At 61.3% G+C, this 16,044-nt stretch carries 12 protein-coding genes and 4 tRNA genes; 7 read left to right on the forward strand and 9 right to left on the reverse strand.

Annotated features, from left to right (window positions below):
* Nucleotides 1-124 precede the first annotated feature (124 nt).
* The 4 genes from BLV20_RS10025 to BLV20_RS10040 all read right to left on the reverse strand — a co-directional run bounded on the left by BLV20_RS10025 (nt 125) and on the right by BLV20_RS10040 (nt 654).
* Nucleotides 125-201, reverse strand: a tRNA-Asp gene (locus BLV20_RS10025).
* Nucleotides 202-220: 19 nt separating this feature from the next.
* A tRNA-Val gene (locus tag BLV20_RS10030) sits at nt 221-296 on the reverse strand.
* Between the two features lie 186 nt (nt 297-482).
* Nucleotides 483-559, reverse strand: a tRNA-Asp gene (locus BLV20_RS10035).
* 19 nt (nt 560-578) lie between these two features.
* Nucleotides 579-654 (reverse strand) — tRNA-Val (locus tag BLV20_RS10040).
* 160 nt (nt 655-814) lie between these two features.
* Between BLV20_RS10040 and rdgC the strand changes: the two genes are divergently transcribed.
* From rdgC to sugE, 3 genes are all read left to right on the forward strand, one after another.
* The gene (rdgC, locus tag BLV20_RS10045; protein ID WP_009045083.1) at nt 815-1,735 is read left to right on the forward strand and encodes a recombination-associated protein RdgC; all 921 of its coding nucleotides are present in this window, start codon (nt 815-817) and stop codon (nt 1,733-1,735) included.
* A gap of 124 nt (nt 1,736-1,859) precedes the next feature.
* Nucleotides 1,860-2,825 carry a bile acid:sodium symporter family protein gene (locus BLV20_RS10050; protein WP_092300462.1) on the forward strand — a complete coding sequence of 322 codons (966 nt, stop codon included), beginning with the start codon at nt 1,860-1,862 and terminating at the stop codon, nt 2,823-2,825.
* A gap of 118 nt (nt 2,826-2,943) precedes the next feature.
* Nucleotides 2,944-3,261, forward strand: a complete 318-nt coding sequence (gene sugE, locus BLV20_RS10055; RefSeq protein ID WP_007927818.1) for a quaternary ammonium compound efflux SMR transporter SugE — start codon at nt 2,944-2,946, stop codon at nt 3,259-3,261.
* Nucleotides 3,262-3,375: 114 nt separating this feature from the next.
* Here the strand turns inward: sugE and BLV20_RS10060 are convergent, their stop codons facing one another.
* From BLV20_RS10060 to BLV20_RS10070, 3 genes are all read right to left on the reverse strand, one after another.
* Entirely contained in the window at nt 3,376-5,250 is a 1,875-nt protein-coding gene (locus tag BLV20_RS10060) for an MFS transporter (RefSeq protein ID WP_092300465.1), read from the reverse strand.
* Between the two features lie 84 nt (nt 5,251-5,334).
* Entirely contained in the window at nt 5,335-6,483 is a 1,149-nt protein-coding gene (locus BLV20_RS10065; RefSeq protein ID WP_092300468.1) for a TDT family transporter, read from the reverse strand.
* Between the two features lie 146 nt (nt 6,484-6,629).
* Nucleotides 6,630-7,835, reverse strand: coding sequence for an MFS transporter (locus BLV20_RS10070; protein ID WP_092300471.1), 1,206 nt, complete (start codon nt 7,833-7,835; stop codon nt 6,630-6,632).
* Between the two features lie 92 nt (nt 7,836-7,927).
* Between BLV20_RS10070 and BLV20_RS10075 the strand changes: the two genes are divergently transcribed.
* Both BLV20_RS10075 and BLV20_RS10080 read left to right on the forward strand, forming a co-directional pair.
* Nucleotides 7,928-8,473 carry a TetR/AcrR family transcriptional regulator gene (locus tag BLV20_RS10075; RefSeq protein ID WP_092300474.1) on the forward strand — a complete coding sequence of 182 codons (546 nt, stop codon included), beginning with the start codon at nt 7,928-7,930 and terminating at the stop codon, nt 8,471-8,473.
* A gap of 180 nt (nt 8,474-8,653) precedes the next feature.
* Nucleotides 8,654-12,124, forward strand: coding sequence for a hybrid sensor histidine kinase/response regulator (locus BLV20_RS10080; RefSeq protein WP_092300477.1), 3,471 nt, complete (start codon nt 8,654-8,656; stop codon nt 12,122-12,124).
* Nucleotides 12,125-12,142: 18 nt separating this feature from the next.
* On the opposite strand, the gene rmuC is transcribed toward BLV20_RS10080, so the two are convergent.
* Both rmuC and BLV20_RS10090 read right to left on the reverse strand, forming a co-directional pair.
* Nucleotides 12,143-13,567, reverse strand: coding sequence for a DNA recombination protein RmuC (rmuC, locus tag BLV20_RS10085; RefSeq protein ID WP_175540180.1), 1,425 nt, complete (start codon nt 13,565-13,567; stop codon nt 12,143-12,145).
* 118 nt (nt 13,568-13,685) lie between these two features.
* Entirely contained in the window at nt 13,686-14,009 is a 324-nt protein-coding gene (locus BLV20_RS10090; RefSeq protein WP_092300483.1) for an SEL1-like repeat protein, read from the reverse strand.
* A gap of 941 nt (nt 14,010-14,950) precedes the next feature.
* Here BLV20_RS10090 and BLV20_RS10100 point away from each other — a divergent pair.
* Together BLV20_RS10100 and BLV20_RS10105 are read left to right on the forward strand one after the other, a co-directional pair.
* Nucleotides 14,951-15,175 (forward strand): hypothetical protein, encoded by a 225-nt coding sequence (locus BLV20_RS10100; RefSeq protein WP_007927809.1) that lies wholly within the window; start codon nt 14,951-14,953, stop codon nt 15,173-15,175.
* Nucleotides 15,176-15,448: 273 nt separating this feature from the next.
* Nucleotides 15,449-15,931: a hypothetical protein gene (locus tag BLV20_RS10105; RefSeq protein ID WP_092300486.1), complete on the forward strand. Its 483-nt coding sequence runs from the start codon at nt 15,449-15,451 to the stop codon at nt 15,929-15,931.
* Nucleotides 15,932-16,044: the final 113 nt, after the last annotated feature.

Raw genomic sequence — 16,044 nt, forward strand, 5'->3', positions numbered from 1 at the left:
AAACGAAAAAAGCGGCCCGCTGGCCGCTTTTTTGGGGAGCATTTGCATACTCCAGACAGCAGAAAGCCCGCGTTAGCGGGCTTTCTGTAATGAGCTGGCGTTCAGTGCTCCAGCTCATCGAATATGGCGCAGCGGACGGGACTCGAACCCGCGACCCCCGGCGTGACAGGCCGGTATTCTAACCGACTGAACTACCGCTGCGCGTAGCGTTGAAAGCAAGTGGTGGGTGATGACGGGATCGAACCGCCGACCCTCTGCTTGTAAGGCAGATGCTCTCCCAGCTGAGCTAATCACCCTTTACCTTCGTTGCGGGGCGCATTATTACACAGAAATTCATAACGTGCTGATTTAAATAACAAAATTATCAAAAAAAGCTGAATTTCGATGTGTCGGGCGCCTCGCATGAAACCCAGGCACAAAAAAGCCCGCGTTAGCGGGCTTTCTGTGATGACCTGGCGTTCAGTGTTCCAGATCATCGAATATGGCGCAGCGGACGGGACTCGAACCCGCGACCCCCGGCGTGACAGGCCGGTATTCTAACCGACTGAACTACCGCTGCGCGTAACACTGAAAGCGAATGGTGGGTGATGACGGGATCGAACCGCCGACCCTCTGCTTGTAAGGCAGATGCTCTCCCGGCTGAGCTAATCACCCTTCACGTTCGGTGTGGCGCGCATTCTACGGAGCGCCCCCTACTCTGGCAAGCACTTTTTAAAATAATTTTTTCAGGCCTTCCAAAGGCTTAGCGGAGGGTTGGCCTATGGAGCTGCGCGGAGAATAATGCCCCCCTTTGTATAAAGGAGTGATTCACCCCATGTGGTTCAAGAACCTGCTTATCTATCGCCTGACCCAAGATCTGCCTTTTGATGCTGAGGCGCTGGAAACCGCACTGGCCACCAAACTGGCGCGTCCATGTGCAAGCCAGGAGTTGACCACTTACGGTTTCGTCGCGCCGTTCGGCAAAGGCGAAGATGCGCCGCTGGTGCATGTCAGCCAGGATTTCCTGCTGGTCGCCGCGCGCAAGGAAGAACGTATTCTGCCCGGTAGCGTGGTACGCGACGCGGTCAAGGAAAAGGTCGAAGAGATCGAAGCCGAGCAGATGCGCAAGGTCTATAAAAAGGAACGCGATCAGATCAAGGATGAAATCATCCAGGCGTTCCTGCCGCGCGCCTTTATCCGCCGCTCCTCGACTTTCGCCGCCATCGCGCCGAAACAGGGCCTGATCCTGGTCAACTCGGCCAGCCCGAAACGCGCCGAAGACTTGCTCTCCACCCTGCGCGAAGTACTCGGCACCCTGCCGGTGCGCCCGTTGACCGTGAAGACCGCACCGACCGCAATCATGACCGACTGGGTAAAAACCCAACAAGCCGCCGACGACTTCTTCGTGCTCGACGAGTGCGAACTGCGCGACACCCACGAAGACGGCGGCATCGTCCGCTGCAAGCGCCAGGACCTGACCAGCGAAGAAATCCAGCTGCACCTGAGCACCGGCAAAGTGGTCACCCAATTGTCCCTGGCCTGGCAAGACAAACTGTCCTTCATGCTCGACGACAAGATGACGGTCAAGCGCCTGAAGTTCGAAGACCTGTTGCAAGACCAAGCGGAGCAGGACGGCGGCGACGAAGCCCTCGGCCAACTGGACGCCAGCTTCACCCTGATGATGCTGACTTTCGGCGATTTCCTCCCGGCGCTGTTCGAAGCCCTGGGTGGCGAAGAGATTCCACAAGGCATCTGACCTTGTAGCAGCCTGCTTGCTGGCGACGGGCCGCATCCGGCCTTATCGCCAACCAGTCGCTCTTGCAGGAGCACTACAGACGCCACCGCTTTCGGTGGCGTTTTCATATAAGAAGGAACAGGCCATGCGTGCACTGGCAGCATTAAGTCGTTTTGTCGGTAATACCTTTGCGTACTGGGTACTGATTTTCGCGGTGGTGGCGTTTTTGCAGCCAGGCTGGTTCATCGGCCTCAAGGGCGCCATCGTGCCGCTGCTGGGCCTGGTGATGTTCGGCATGGGCCTGACCCTGAAGCTCGAAGACTTCGCCGAAGTCGCCCGCCACCCTTGGCGCGTGGCCCTGGGCGTGGTCGCGCACTTCGTGATCATGCCGGGCGTGGCCTGGTTGCTGTGCCAGGTATTCCACCTGCCGCCGGAAATCGCCGTCGGCGTGATTCTGGTCGGCTGCTGCCCGAGCGGCACCTCATCCAACGTCATGACCTGGCTGGCCCGTGGCGATCTGGCGCTGTCGGTGGCGATTGCCGCCGTCACGACCTTACTGGCGCCGCTGCTCACGCCCGCCCTGATCTGGCTGCTGGCCTCGGCCTGGCTGCCGGTTTCGTTCATGGAGCTGTTCTGGTCGATCCTGCAAGTAGTGCTGCTGCCGATCGTGCTCGGCGTGGTTGCCCAGCGCGCTCTTGGCGAGCGGGTGCGGCATGCGGTGGAGGTATTGCCGCTGGTGTCGGTGGTCAGCATCGTGGTCATCGTCACCGCGGTGGTGGCTGCCAGCCAGGCGAAAATCGCCGAGTCCGGACTGCTGATCATGGCCGTGGTGATGCTGCACAACAGCTTCGGTTACCTGCTGGGTTACTTCACCGGCCGCTTGTTCAAGCTGCCACTGGCGCAACGCAAATCCCTGGCCCTGGAGGTCGGCATGCAGAACTCCGGCCTCGGCGCTGCATTGGCCAGCGCGCACTTCTCGCCCCTGGCGGCGGTGCCGAGCGCGCTGTTCAGCGTCTGGCACAACATTTCCGGGGCGCTGCTTTCCACCTGGTTCCGCCGCATGAGCGAAAAGGACGAGCGCGTCCTGGCGGCTCAGCAGGCGAGCGACTAAGGACAAGCCTTGATCCCCGGAATAATGATGGGCACTATACTGCGCAACGCGGGGACGACCCCGCGGCTCGATCGAGTCATTATTCTGGGGACGACCCCGTCAATCGATGGAGGTCATCATGTCCTGGATCATTCTGTTTTTTGCCGGCCTGTTTGAAGTGGGCTGGGCCGTCGGCCTCAAATACACCGACGGTTTCAGTCGCCCTCTCCCCACTGCGCTAACCATCGCCGCCATGGCCGTCAGCCTCGGCCTGCTGGGCCTGGCCATGAAGGAGCTGCCGCTGGGCACCGCCTATGCCATCTGGACCGGGGTCGGCGCAGTCGGCACGGTGATCGCCGGGATCATTCTGTTCGGTGAGTCCATGGCGCTGTTCCGCCTGGCCAGCGTGGCATTGATCATCACCGGGCTAATCGGCTTGAAAGTCAGCGCGGCCTGATGAGCCCCCTGTAGCCGCTGCCGCAGGCTGTGATAAGGCCAAAGGCCTTCAGCGATCTTAAAATCCTGCGCCCACGTTGTGGGCGAGTGCAGCCTGCGGCAGCAGCTACAGGTATCAGCGCACGCTACCGCGCAGCTCACCGACCAGAGTTTGCAAACGAGTCGGTTCGGCACTCTCGGCAGTTACGGCCGCCCCCGCCACCAGGGTCACTCTCGACCATAAGCGACGGAACAGGCCCTTGCTCGGGTCGCGACTGAAGAAGCTGCCCCATAGCCCCTGCAACGCCAGTGGAATCACCGGCACCGGCGTCTCTTCGAGAATCCGCGTCAGCCCACCCTTGAATTCATTGAGCTCACCGTCGGCGGTCAACTTGCCTTCCGGAAAGATACACACCAGCTCGCCGTCCTTGAGGTAACGGGCAATCTGGGTGAATGCCCTTTCATAGATCTGGATGTCTTCGTTGCGCCCGGCAATCGGAATGGTCCCGGCGGTACGGAAGATGAAATTGAGCACCGGCAGGTTGTAGATCTTGTAATACATCACGAAACGAATCGGCCGCCGCACAGCGCCGCCGATCAGCAAGGCATCGACGAAGGACACGTGATTGCACACCAGCAACGCCGCGCCTTCGTCCGGGATCGCCTCCAGGTTGCGATGTTCGACCCGATACATGGAATGGCTGAGCAGCCAGATCATGAAGCGCATGCTGAACTCGGGCACGATCTTGAAGATGTAGGCATTGACCGCGACGTTCAGCAGCGACACCACCAGGAACAGCTGCGGAATCGACAGTTTGGCCAGGCTCAACAGGACGATCGAGACAATCGCCGACACCACCATGAACAGCGCGTTGAGAATGTTGTTCGCGGCAATCACTCGCGCCCGTTCGTTTTCCGGGGTCCGCGACTGAATCAGGGCATACAGCGGCACGATGTAGAAACCGCCGAAAATACCCAGGCCAAGAATATCGATCAGCACCCACCAGGCGTGGCCGAACCCCAGCACTTCGATCCAGCCGTAACCCGCCTCGCTTGCCGGAATCCCGCCGGAATGCCACCACAACAGCAAGCCGAACACCGTCAGGCCAAGCGAGCCAAAAGGCACCAGGCCGATCTCGACCTTACGTCCCGAGAGCTTCTCGCACAGCATCGAGCCGACAGCGATGCCCACCGAGAACACGGTGAGGATCAGCGTGACCACCGTCTCGTCGCCGTGCATCCACTCCTTGGCATAGGCCGGAATCTGCGTCAGGTAGATCGCACCGACAAACCAGAACCATGAGTTGCCGACGATCGAGCGCGATACCGCTGGGGTCTGGCCCAGCCCCAGGCGCAAAGTGGCCCAGGACTGGCTGAAGATATTCCAGTTCAGGCGCATGTCCGGGGCAGCTGCCGCGGCTCGGGGAATGCCGCGGCTGGCAAGGTAGCCAAGCACGGCGACGGCAATGATCGCCGTCGAGACAATCGGGGCGTATTGGGTGGAGGACATCATGATCCCGGCGCCTATGGTCCCGGCCAGAATCGCCAGGAAGGTGCCCATTTCCACCAGGCCGTTACCGCCCACCAATTCCTCCTCCCGCAGCGCCTGGGGCAGGATCGAATATTTGACTGGGCCGAACAGCGCCGAATGGGTGCCCATGGCGAACAGCGCCAGCAACATCAATGACAAGTGATCGAAGATGAATCCCACCGCCCCCACCGCCATGATCACGATCTCACCGAGCTTGATCAGGCGGATCAACGCGTCCTTGGCGAACTTCTCGCCAAATTGCCCGGCCAGCGCCGAGAACAGGAAGAACGGCAGGATAAACAGCAAGGCGCAGAGGTTGACCCAGATCGAACGGTCACCCTCGATGGCCAGCTTGTAGAGGATGGCGAGGATCAGCGACTGCTTGAAGATGTTGTCGTTGAACGCACCGAGGGATTGGGTAATGAAGAACGGCAGGAAACGCCGCGTGCGAAGCAAGGTGAATTGCGAGGGATGACTCATCTTCCATGTCCCTGAGTGGCTTGGATGCTGTTATTGGATTATCGATCTTCGATCCAGGCCACAACCTTACCTAAAGTTCGCGGATTATTTCGCTAATCCTGCGATGCAGGGCGAAACGAACAACTCGCCCCGGTAGGCGCCCTGCAGCGTGCGCGTGCCCACCAGCAGCCACATCGACGCCAGCGCCAGGACCAGCAGGCTGCCGAACACCGCGAAAAACGTCAGGTTCAGGGTAGCGGCCAGCTTCAGGGTGGTCAGGGCATAAACCCCCAGCGGGAAGGTGAACCCCCACCAGCCAAGGTTGAACGGAATGCCGTCGCGCAGATAACGCAGGGTGATCAGCACCGCCACCAGCATCCACCACAGGCCGAAACCCCACAAAGTGATACCGGCCACCAGCCCCAGGCCCGCGGCGATTTCTCCAATGCCGGCCATGCCGTTGGCGGCAAAGATCGCCGGAGCGTCCGCCCCCAGCAACAACATGCCCAGCGCTCCCGTGCCAATCGGCCCCAGGGCCAGCCAGCTCGAGGCAGCCATGCTTTCGTGAGGCAGCTTATGCAAGGCCATGCGCAGCAAAAGGATGGTCAGGATGCTGAAAGCCACCGGCAACGAGAAGGCCCAAAGCACGTAGCTGGTCACCAGCATCACCAACTGCGCATGCGCGTCCGCCAGGTGCGGCGCCAGCAGCCCGCCACTGGCGGCGGCGACTTCGGCAGCGACCACCGGCAATAGCCAGACCGCGGTCATCTGGTCGATGCGGTGCTCCTGGCGGGTAAACATCATGTAGGGAATCAGCACTCCGCAGGCCAGCGACAGCGCCACGTCCAGCCACCACAGCACCTCGGCCAGTTGCACCACGCCTTCGCCCCAGCGCGGTACGCCGAACAGCAGAAAGCCGTTGATGATGGTGGCCAGACCCATGGGAATGGTGCCGAAGAACATCGAAACCGTGGAATGCCCGAAGATCCGCCGGGCCTCGTCGAAGAACAGCACCCAGCGTGCCGCGTAGGCCGCACTGAATAATACGAACAGCAGGATAGTGAATAGCCACAGCCCCTCGGCCAACAGGTGCAGGCCCGGGATCTGCAAGGGCAACTGGGCCAGCGCCAGGGCCAGCACGCCGGTGCCCATGGTGGCGGCGAACCAGTTGGGGGTGAAATGGCGAATGGCTTCGCGAGGATGTTGCAGATGGCTCAAGGGCCGTCCGGTTCTGATGGCGTTGGGGCATGTCATGGTGCGATCTCCTGTCCTCCGATGAGGTGGAGCCATGATAGAACCAGATCGAATATCTATATAACGGGTAATTTCTCTATCTGTTATCTATTCTATAGATATACAGTTCAAATCGCCCACACCTTGAGCACTGCCTCTCCGCGCGTTCAACTTTCCTGAGCGACGCAGCCCTTGGCGCTTTGCTGGCGCAGCAACCCAAGCAAAGCGCCCAGGGACAGCAGAATCAGCACCGCGCCATAGCCGTCGGTAGTCGCGATCAGACCAAGGCTGCGGGTCAGGTTCCCCGCCAGCAGCGAAGGCAAGCAGAACGCCAAATAACTGAGGACATAAAACGCCGACATCAACCCTGCCCGCTCATGGGACAAGGCCAGGGGCATCACGCTGCGCAAGGCACCAAGGAACCCGGAGCCAAAACCGCCGCCCGTGACCAGAGTGCCGAGGAAAAACAGCGGCAGGCTGGCGGTGTGCACGGCAATGAGGATCAGGCTGATGCCCACGGCCAACAAACTCGCGCCCAAGCGCAGCACCTTGTCCGCCGGGCGATGGCGCAGGGAAAAAATCATCAGCGCACCGCTTAGGGTCAACACCGCGACCAGGCCGCCACCGATGAGGTTCGAGGTCGAGCCCGTCGCGGTTCGCACCAGCGATGGCGCCAACGACAGGAAAAAGCCACCGACGGCCCATACCGCCACGTCCACCGGCAAGGCCAGCCAGAGCGCTCGTCGTGCCTGGGGCGGCACATGCAAGGTCGGCCGCAGGGAAGCCCAGGCACCGGGCTGGGCACTGACCGTTTCCGGCAGGCGCCAAACGTACAGGGCCTGGGCGATAAACAGCCCGAGCAGCAGCCAGTACGCCAGTTGCAGCGGCAACGGCGCATATTCCACCAGCAAACCGCTGCCCATCGCTCCGCACGCCATCCCCAGCAATGGCGCTACGCTATTGATCAGTGGTCCCTGCTGCCGATCGGTATCCAGCAGCGCTGCGCCCAGTACGCTGGTGGCCATGCCGGTGGCGAAGCCTTGCATGAGCCGCGCAGCAATCAGCCAGGCCACACTGTCGGCCTGGATGAACAGCAGCATTGCCAGGATTTCCAGCAGCAACGCCATGCGGATCACCGGTTTACGTCCCAGATAATCCGACAGCGAACCCACGGTCAGCAGCGCTGCCAACAGGCTCAAGGCATAGACGCCGAAGATCAGGGTCAAGGTCGCCGAGGAGAATTGCAGCGCCTGCTGATACAGGTGGTACATCGGCGTCGGTACGCTGGAAGCCGCGAGAAAACTGAGTAAGGTGACCGCCTGGAACAGCAATCCGGAACGGTTTGATAATGAAGAGTCGACAGGATTGGACATGCGCACGCTCCGCTAAAGCTAATTTTTTGCTTTTGCGGAGTGTGCTACCGCCTCGCTCTTAAAGCAAATTCTTTGTGTTAAGGTTCGATCCCATGGCTATTAAAGAAGGTTTACGCCCAGGCGGGCGCAGCGCCCGGGTGCAGGAATCCATCCACTCGGCAGTCCGTGAACTCCTCGAAGAACAGGAGCGTTCGACCCTGACCGTACCGCAAATCGCCGTCCGTGCCGGTGTCACGCCTTCGACTATCTATCGACGCTGGGGCGATTTATCGGCGCTGCTGGCGGATGTCGCCCTCGAACGCATGCGCCCGGACAGCGAACCGGCCGCTACCGGCAGCCTGCGCGGCGACCTGCAAGCCTGGGCCGAACAGTACCTCGATGAAATGAGCTCCGAGCCGGGTCGCAACATGATGCGCGACGTGCAACGCAGCACCACGCCCGGCTATTGCGCGAACATTCTCAGCGGGCAACTGCAGATCATCCTCGATCGCCACCGACACAACGAAGCGGCCTTGCCCAGCGTCGATCACCTGCTGAACATGGTGGTGGCGCCAACGGTGTTCCGCATCCTGTTCGCCGCAGAACCGCTTGAAGTAGAGCAATTGCACACGCTGATCGACATCGCCCTGCGGTCTTGAGCCGCCAGCGCGGCCCCCACCCGAAAATACGCGTTTGCAATAGAGGCTGGCCGGCGCCCCTTTTCCCCTGCGACACCTGGCCGCGCCAATACCTTGGTCGACACTGACGAACCCCGAACATCGTGCGAGACTGTCTGACCGGGCTGGAGTGCCCGGCGCGCCTTTATGTTCGGAGTTCCCATGTCGCTGTCCAGCGGGCTGATTGCCATCGTCGCCCTGGCCTATATGGCCATCATGTTCGCCATCGCCTTTTACGGTGACCGTCGCAGCGCGCCCTTGCCGCCGCGGGTGCGTGCCTGGGTGTACAGCCTGTCGCTGGCGGTGTATTGCACCAGCTGGACCTTCTTCGGCGCCGTGGGCCAGGCCGCCGAACAACTCTGGTCGTTCTTGCCGATCTATCTGGGACCAATCCTGCTGCTGGTGCTGGCGCCTTGGGTCCTGCAAAAAATGGTGATGATCAGCAAGCAGGAGAACATCACCTCCATCGCCGACTTCATCGCCGCGCGCTACGGCAAGTCCCAGACCCTGGCGGTGGTGGTGGCGCTGATCTGCCTGGTCGGCGTGCTTCCTTACATAGCCTTGCAGCTCAAGGGCATCGTGCTCGGCGTAGACCTGCTGATCGGCGCAGGCGCCGACACCATGGGCACCCGCGCCCAGGACACGGCGCTGATCGTGTCGCTGATCCTGGCGCTGTTCACCATCGTCTTCGGCACCCGCAACCTCGACGCCACCGAACACCACCGCGGCATGGTGCTGGCAATCGCCTTCGAATCCCTGGTCAAGCTGCTGGCCTTTCTTGCGGTCGGCGCCTTTGTCACTTATGGCCTGTACGACGGTTTCGACGACCTGTTCAGCCAGGCCATGCTCGCCCCGCGCCTGGAGCAGTACTGGAAGGAAACCATCAACTGGCCGTCGATGGTGGTGCAGACCGGCGTCGCCATGATGGCGATCATCTGCCTGCCGCGGCAGTTCCACGTCACCGTGGTGGAGAACATCGAGCCCCAGGACCTGCGCCTGGCCAAGTGGGTGTTCCCCGCCTACCTGGCCCTGGCCGCGCTGTTCGTGGTGCCGATCGCCCTGGCCGGGCAGATGATGTTGCCCAGCTCGGTCCTGCCGGATTCGTTCGTCATCAGCCTGCCCCTGGCCCAGGCCCATCCGGCCCTGGCCGTGCTGGCCTTTATCGGTGGCGCGTCGGCCGCCACCGGCATGGTGATCGTCGCCAGCGTGGCGCTCTCGACCATGGTTTCCAACGACATGCTGCTGCCCTGGCTGCTGCGCCGGCAGAGTGCCGAACGGCCGTTCGAAGTGTTCCGTCACTGGATGCTCTCGGTGCGCCGGGTCAGCATCGTGGTCATCCTGCTACTGGCCTATGTCAGCTATCGCTTGCTGGGGTCCACCGCGAGCCTGGCGACCATCGGCCAGATCGCCTTCGCCGCCGTGACTCAACTGGCGCCGGCCATGCTCGGCGCGCTGTACTGGAAGCAGGCCAATCGCCGCGGCGTGTTCGCCGGCCTGGCGGCCGGTACCTTCCTGTGGTTCTACACCCTGGTCCTGCCGATCGCCGCCCACAGCCTGGGCTGGTCGCTGAGCAGCTTCCCGGGCCTGGCCTGGCTGCACGGCAACCCGCTGAACCTGCCGATTACGCCATTGACCCAGGGCGTGGTGCTGTCGCTGGCCGGCAACTTCACGCTGTTTGCCTGGGTCTCGGTGCTGTCGCGCACGCGGGTTTCGGAACACTGGCAGGCCGGGCGTTTCATTGGCCAGGAAATCAGCGGCCGCCCCAGCTCCCGATCGATGCTCTCGGTGCAGATCGACGACCTGCTCAAGCTCGCCGCGCGCTTTGTCGGGGAAGAACGGGCCCGCCAGAGCTTTATCCGGTTTGCCTACCGCCAGGGCAAAGGCTTCAACCCCAACCAGAACGCCGACGGCGAATGGATCGCCCATACCGAGCGCCTGCTGGCCGGCGTACTCGGCGCCTCGTCCACGCGCGCGGTGGTCAAGGCGGCCATCGAAGGGCGGGAAATGCAGCTTGAGGACGTGGTGAAGATCGCCGACGAAGCCTCGGAAGTGCTGCAATTCAACCGCGCCTTGCTGCAGGGAGCGATCGAGAACATCAGCCAGGGCATCAGCGTGGTCGACCAGTCCCTCAGGCTGGTGGCCTGGAACCGACGCTACCTGGAACTGTTCAATTATCCGGACGGGCTGATCAGCGTCGGCCGACCGATCGCCGACATCATTCGCCATAACGCCGAGCGTGGCCTGTGCGGGCCGGGCGAGGCCGAGGTGCATGTCGCCCGTCGCCTGCACTGGATGCGCCAGGGCCGCGCCCATACCTCCGAGCGCCTGTTTCCCAATGGGCGGGTGATCGAGCTGATCGGCAACCCGATGCCGGGCGGCGGGTTTGTCATGAGCTTCACCGACATCACCCCCTTCCGCGAAGCCGAACAGGCCCTCACCGAGGCCAACGAAGGCCTGGAACAGCGGGTCGCCGAACGGACCCAGGAACTGTCGCAACTCAACGCCGCGCTGACCGAGGCCAAGGGCACCGCCGAGGCCGCCAACCAGTCCAAGACCCGCTTTCTGGCGGCCGTCAGCCACGACCTGATGCAACCACTGAACGCTGCCCGGCTGTTCTCCGCCGCCCTCTCCCATCAGGACGACGGCTTGTCCGCCGAAGCACAGCAACTGGTCCAGCACCTGGACAGTTCCCTGCGCTCCGCTGAAGACCTGATCAGCGACCTGCTGGACATCTCCCGCCTGGAAAACGGCAAAATCAATCCGGAGCGCAAGCCATTCGTGCTCAACGAGCTGTTCGATACCCTGGGTGCCGAATTCAAGGCGCTGGCCCAGGAACAGGGTTTGCAATTCCGCTTGCGTGGCAGCCGCCTCAGGGTCGACAGCGACATCAAGCTGTTGCGCAGGGTGCTGCAGAACTTCCTGACCAACGCCTTCCGTTACGCCAAGGGGCCTGTACTGCTAGGCGTGCGCCGCCGCGGCGGCCAACTGTGCCTGGAGGTCTGGGACCGCGGGCCGGGCATTCCACTGGACAAGCAGCAAGTGATCTTCGAAGAGTTCAAGCGCCTCGACAGTCACCAGACCCGCGCCGAAAAAGGCCTGGGCCTGGGCCTGGCGATCGCCGATGGCTTGTGTCGCGTCCTCGGTCATGGCTTGCAGGTTCGGTCCTGGCCGGGCAAGGGCAGCGTCTTCAGTGTCAGCGTGCCCCTGGCCAAGGCAGCCGTCAGCGCGCCGGGACAGGTGGCCGAACTCAACGGCCACCTGCTGTCCGGCGCCCAGGTACTCTGTGTCGATAATGAAGACAGCATCCTGATCGGCATGAACAGCCTGCTCACCCGCTGGGGCTGCCAGGTCTGGACTGCGCGCAACCGGGAAGAATGCGCCGCGCTGCTTGGCGACGGCGTGCGCCCGCAACTGGCGCTGGTGGACTATCACCTGGACGATGGCGAAACCGGCACCGAGGTCATGGCCTGGCTGCGCACCCAGTTGGGTGATCCGGTACCTGGCGTGGTGATCAGCGCCGACGGACGCCCCGAGATGGTCGCCGAAGTACACGCCGCCGGGCTGGACTACCTGCCCAAGCCGGTGAAGCCGGCGGCGCTGCGAGCGCTGCTGAGCCGCCACTTGCCACTCTGAAGTTTCTCTAGCCGCCGATCAATCCGGCAGTTCGAGCATTGCCCCGTCGGCATCGGTCATCGCCCGCTCCAGCAGGTCTGCCGGCAGGCTCTTGCTGGCGCGCGCGCCGAGCAAGCGCAATTGCTCGCTGCGGCTGACCAGGTTGCCACGCCCCTCGGTCAGCTTGTTACGTGCGGCGCTGTAGGCCTTGTCCAGCTGCTGCAGGCGATTGCCGACTTCGTCCAGGTCCTGAATGAACAACACGAACTTGTCGTACAGCCAACCGGCGCGTTCGGCGATTTCCCGGGCGTTCTGGCTTTGCCGTTCCTGCTTCCACAGGCTGTCGATCACTCGCAGCGTGGCCAGCAAAGTGGTCGGGCTGACAATCACGATATTGCGGTCGAAGGCTTCCTGGAACAGATTGGGTTCAGCCTGCAAGGCGGCGGAAAAAGCTGCCTCGATAGGCACGAAGAGCAATACGAAATCCAGGCTGTGCAAGCCTTCCAGGCGCTTGTAGTCCTTGCCGGCCAGACCTTTGACATGATTGCGCAAGGACAGCACGTGCTGCTTCAGCGCCGCCTGGCCGATCACCTCATCGTCCGCGGCGACGAACTGCTGGTAGGCGGTCAGGCTGACCTTGGAATCCACCACCACCTGCTTGTCGCCCGGCAACAGGATCAGCACGTCAGGCTGGAAGCGCTCGCCGTCCGGCCCCTTGAGGCTGACTTGGGTCTGGTATTCGCGGCCCTTTTCCAGGCCGGCATGCTCCAGCACTCGCTCAAGAATCAGTTCGCCCCAGTTGCCTTGGGTCTTCTGGCCCTTGAGCGCGCGGGTCAGGTTGGTCGCTTCGTCGCTCAGGCGCAGGTTCAGTTGTTGCAGGCGCTCAAGTTCCTTGCCCAGGGAAAAACGCTCGCGCGCCTCGGCCTGGTAACTTTCCTCGACCCGCTTCTCGAAGGACTGAATGCGCTCCTTGAGCGGGTCGAGCAATTGTCCGAGACGCTGCTGGCTGTTCTCGGCAAAACGCTGCTCACGCTCGTCGAAGATCTTGCCCGCCAGCTCGGCGAACTGCGCCCGCAGCTCATCCCGCGAACCTTGCAGATCACTCAGGCGTTGTTGGTGGCTTTCCTGCTGCTCGCGCAATTCGGCATTCAAGGATGCGGCCTGGGCGTCCAGGCGCCGCAGCTCAGCTTCCTTGTTGGCCCGCTCCAGGTTCCAGGCGTGGGCGGCATCCCGGGCGTTGTCGCGCTCGATCTGCAGCAACTCGACTTCCCGGCGCACCGCCGCCAGATCGGCCTGCTTTACAGCGTTGGCCTGGCCAAGGTCGCTGATTTCATCGCGGCAGGCATCGAGCTGCGCATTCAAGCCATCCTGCGCCAGCAATGCAGTGGCCAGGCGCTCTTCCAGGAGAGAGAGTTCAGTTTGTCGGGAGCTCAGGCGACGCTGCAGTTGCCAGGCGAACGCCATCAAGGGCAATGCCGCGCCTGCCAGACCAAGCAATACGCTGGTCAAGTCCATAGCCATAGCCACTCCAGACAATGAAATAAAGCTTGAAGGTTAACCAAGCGACCGAGGCTTGGACAGCTCAGTCTTCGATCTGGTCAAGCGCCTGCTGGGCCCGGCGATCGCCAGCCCGTGCGGCCTGGCGTAGCAGGTCATGACCGATACGCCGGTCGCGGGCATTGCCACATTCGCGGCACATCAGCTGGCCAAGACGACTCTGCGCCGCCACGACCCCTTCCCGGGCTGGCTGCTTGAGCAAACGCCCGGCAAAGTGCTTGACGTTCCGGTTATCACCCAGGCGCGGGCTATCGAGCAGCCACATGGCCACACGCAACGAAAAACGCTTGGGTTCGGTAACACTGGAGGAGGCAGAGGTAACTGAAGGTGACACTGAGCGAAACTTCATAAAGCACTGTAGGGCAGATCGGAAGGCGCGCCACTCTACTCCTTTTTTCGCACGCGTAAAGTCGAAAAAAAGTCGGCACGCCCGTGCTAGAGCAAGCGCTTGGGACAATCCACAGAAGCTGTGGATAACTCAGTGGACAACCGCCCTACAAGTCGCCGAAAGCCGCATGGGACGGGGCCCGCAGTCAAACTGACGATTTTTTCACCAGTAAAAAAAACCGATGTTTTTCATTGACTTAAATTTTCATCGCAGGCATTGGAGGCCCTGGCAGCCGAGGTGACAGCTCGGTGACAACCTGCGCAACTATTGTGCACAAGTACCCTCGATCCGGTTATATCGGCGCAGTTTTTTTGTCTATTCGCAGAACAACAACAGCCAAGACGAAAATGCCAGTAACAGGTTTTTCCGCTTATCCCTGACCAATGGCTGGGCGATTGCGCCGATGCGCTCGATCCGGACCATGCATAACCATTTTCCTAGCATACTTGCATCAAGATCATCAATTCGTTATCATCCACAGCGTTAGTACCAAGCTGAAAGTCAATTCTGGTCGAACAAGTCCCCCGGTTCAGCTTCCCTGAAGAGAAGTTTCTACCGACTACACGGGATCGACCACCTCGCTGGTTTCCAGGTAAATCTTTCGCCGACACCGCCTTTGAACATATTGCAAAGGATGTCGCGAAGCTCTTTTACTCTGACCGAACCAACCTGCAAATTGATCAGGATCTTCACCTGGGGGTCAGAACCTTACCCCCCCGCTGTGATTGCCTGCCCTCCTAAGTACCTACCTGCCAGCCCTAGCGCGCACTTGATAAAGCGCTTCCAACTGGCTGCTTTGTTCCAGTCGGGTTCTTCGTACGACCAATGGTGGTCGGCGTTACTGGAACGTTTTAACGTTGCACGGTTCTTAACCGTGTCATTTGTAGGAACACCCAATAACTATGTCTACTCAAATCCAGACTCAGGATGCCATTCGCACCCTTACCAACGCTTTTGCTCCAATGAACTGCCTGATCATGGCTGCTCGCAAAGGCTGCTTCAGCTTCACCCTGGTCAACGAACACGGTATCGCCCGTCACAGCGAACGCCTGTATCCCGACCAGTATTCCAGCGCCGAGCCGCTGCAAGCGGTGATCGAACGCACCCGCCAGGCCCTGACTGCCTGAGACGCAAGAGCGTTGAAACCCGAAGCCCCGCCTCAGTAGCGGGGCTTTTTATTGCCTGTTGTTTCGGCTTTTCCGGCTTCAGCTAAAGCACCTTCCGATATAACGGTTATAACAGGAAGCCGGAAATATTTTAAAAACAGGCCTTTACAGCAACGATATGACACTACACTTCAACTCAAGCGGCATGATCCGCTTCCGGCGAGTCTGACCGATCCACCGCTGCCAAGCTCCCCCATCAGGCCTCGCCGGCCACTTTCACGCTTCGAGGGCTTTATGGGTATTGCCGCCAGCGAACTGTGCCGCTACGTGATCCGACCCACCCTGCTCTATCTGGGCAGCCACAGTCGCACCGCAGAATCACTGCTGCTAGGCATTGCCGCCAGCCAATCCGCCCTCGGCTCCGCCCTTCATGACCGCAGGGGGCATGGCCTGTACCGCATCGCCGAACCCCGCCACCAGGCGCTCTGGGACCATTACCTGGCCCTGGACCCGGAACGTGCCAGCCTGGTCCGCGGCCTGGCCAGCCAGCATGCCTTCCTCAGCGGACCGCACCTGGAATTGACCGTCAACCTGCGCTACGCCACGGCCATCGCCTGGCTGCTGGTAGAAGAACAAAACACCCCGCTCCCCGCGGCCGACGACTTGCTCGGCATGGCCCGCATCTGGAAACACATCTTCCAACCCCAAGGACGCTTGCGGGACTTTGCCGACGCCTGGCACACCTGTGTTGCACCGCTGAATCAGGTCGCCTGCTGATCAGGCTTTCTGCAAGATCGCGGAAACAATGGCAATTTTGGTTGGATTGTCCTACAAAACCGCTCTATCTCAAGCCATACAGCCTATAGCGCTAAGGAGGAAATGTTGGTAAT

The organism is Pseudomonas sp. NFIX28 (assembly GCF_900107395.1).
In the GTDB taxonomy this organism is placed as follows: Bacteria; Pseudomonadota; Gammaproteobacteria; order Pseudomonadales; family Pseudomonadaceae; genus Aquipseudomonas.

Coding starts and splice junctions, on each gene's coding strand:
- rmuC (WP_175540180.1), bottom strand. CDS start 13,567: ATGGCGTTCGCCTGGCAACTGCAGCGTCGCCTGAGCTCCCGACAAACT.
- BLV20_RS10100 (WP_007927809.1), top strand. CDS start 14,951: ATGTCTACTCAAATCCAGACTCAGGATGCCATTCGCACCCTTACCAAC.
- BLV20_RS10050 (WP_092300462.1), top strand. CDS start 1,860: ATGCGTGCACTGGCAGCATTAAGTCGTTTTGTCGGTAATACCTTTGCG.
- BLV20_RS10090 (WP_092300483.1), bottom strand. CDS start 14,009: ATGAAGTTTCGCTCAGTGTCACCTTCAGTTACCTCTGCCTCCTCCAGT.
- BLV20_RS10080 (WP_092300477.1), top strand. CDS start 8,654: ATGTCGCTGTCCAGCGGGCTGATTGCCATCGTCGCCCTGGCCTATATG.
- BLV20_RS10075 (WP_092300474.1), top strand. CDS start 7,928: ATGGCTATTAAAGAAGGTTTACGCCCAGGCGGGCGCAGCGCCCGGGTG.
- BLV20_RS10105 (WP_092300486.1), top strand. CDS start 15,449: ATGGGTATTGCCGCCAGCGAACTGTGCCGCTACGTGATCCGACCCACC.
- rdgC (WP_009045083.1), top strand. CDS start 815: ATGTGGTTCAAGAACCTGCTTATCTATCGCCTGACCCAAGATCTGCCT.
- BLV20_RS10070 (WP_092300471.1), bottom strand. CDS start 7,835: ATGTCCAATCCTGTCGACTCTTCATTATCAAACCGTTCCGGATTGCTG.
- BLV20_RS10060 (WP_092300465.1), bottom strand. CDS start 5,250: ATGAGTCATCCCTCGCAATTCACCTTGCTTCGCACGCGGCGTTTCCTG.
- sugE (WP_007927818.1), top strand. CDS start 2,944: ATGTCCTGGATCATTCTGTTTTTTGCCGGCCTGTTTGAAGTGGGCTGG.
- BLV20_RS10065 (WP_092300468.1), bottom strand. CDS start 6,483: ATGACATGCCCCAACGCCATCAGAACCGGACGGCCCTTGAGCCATCTG.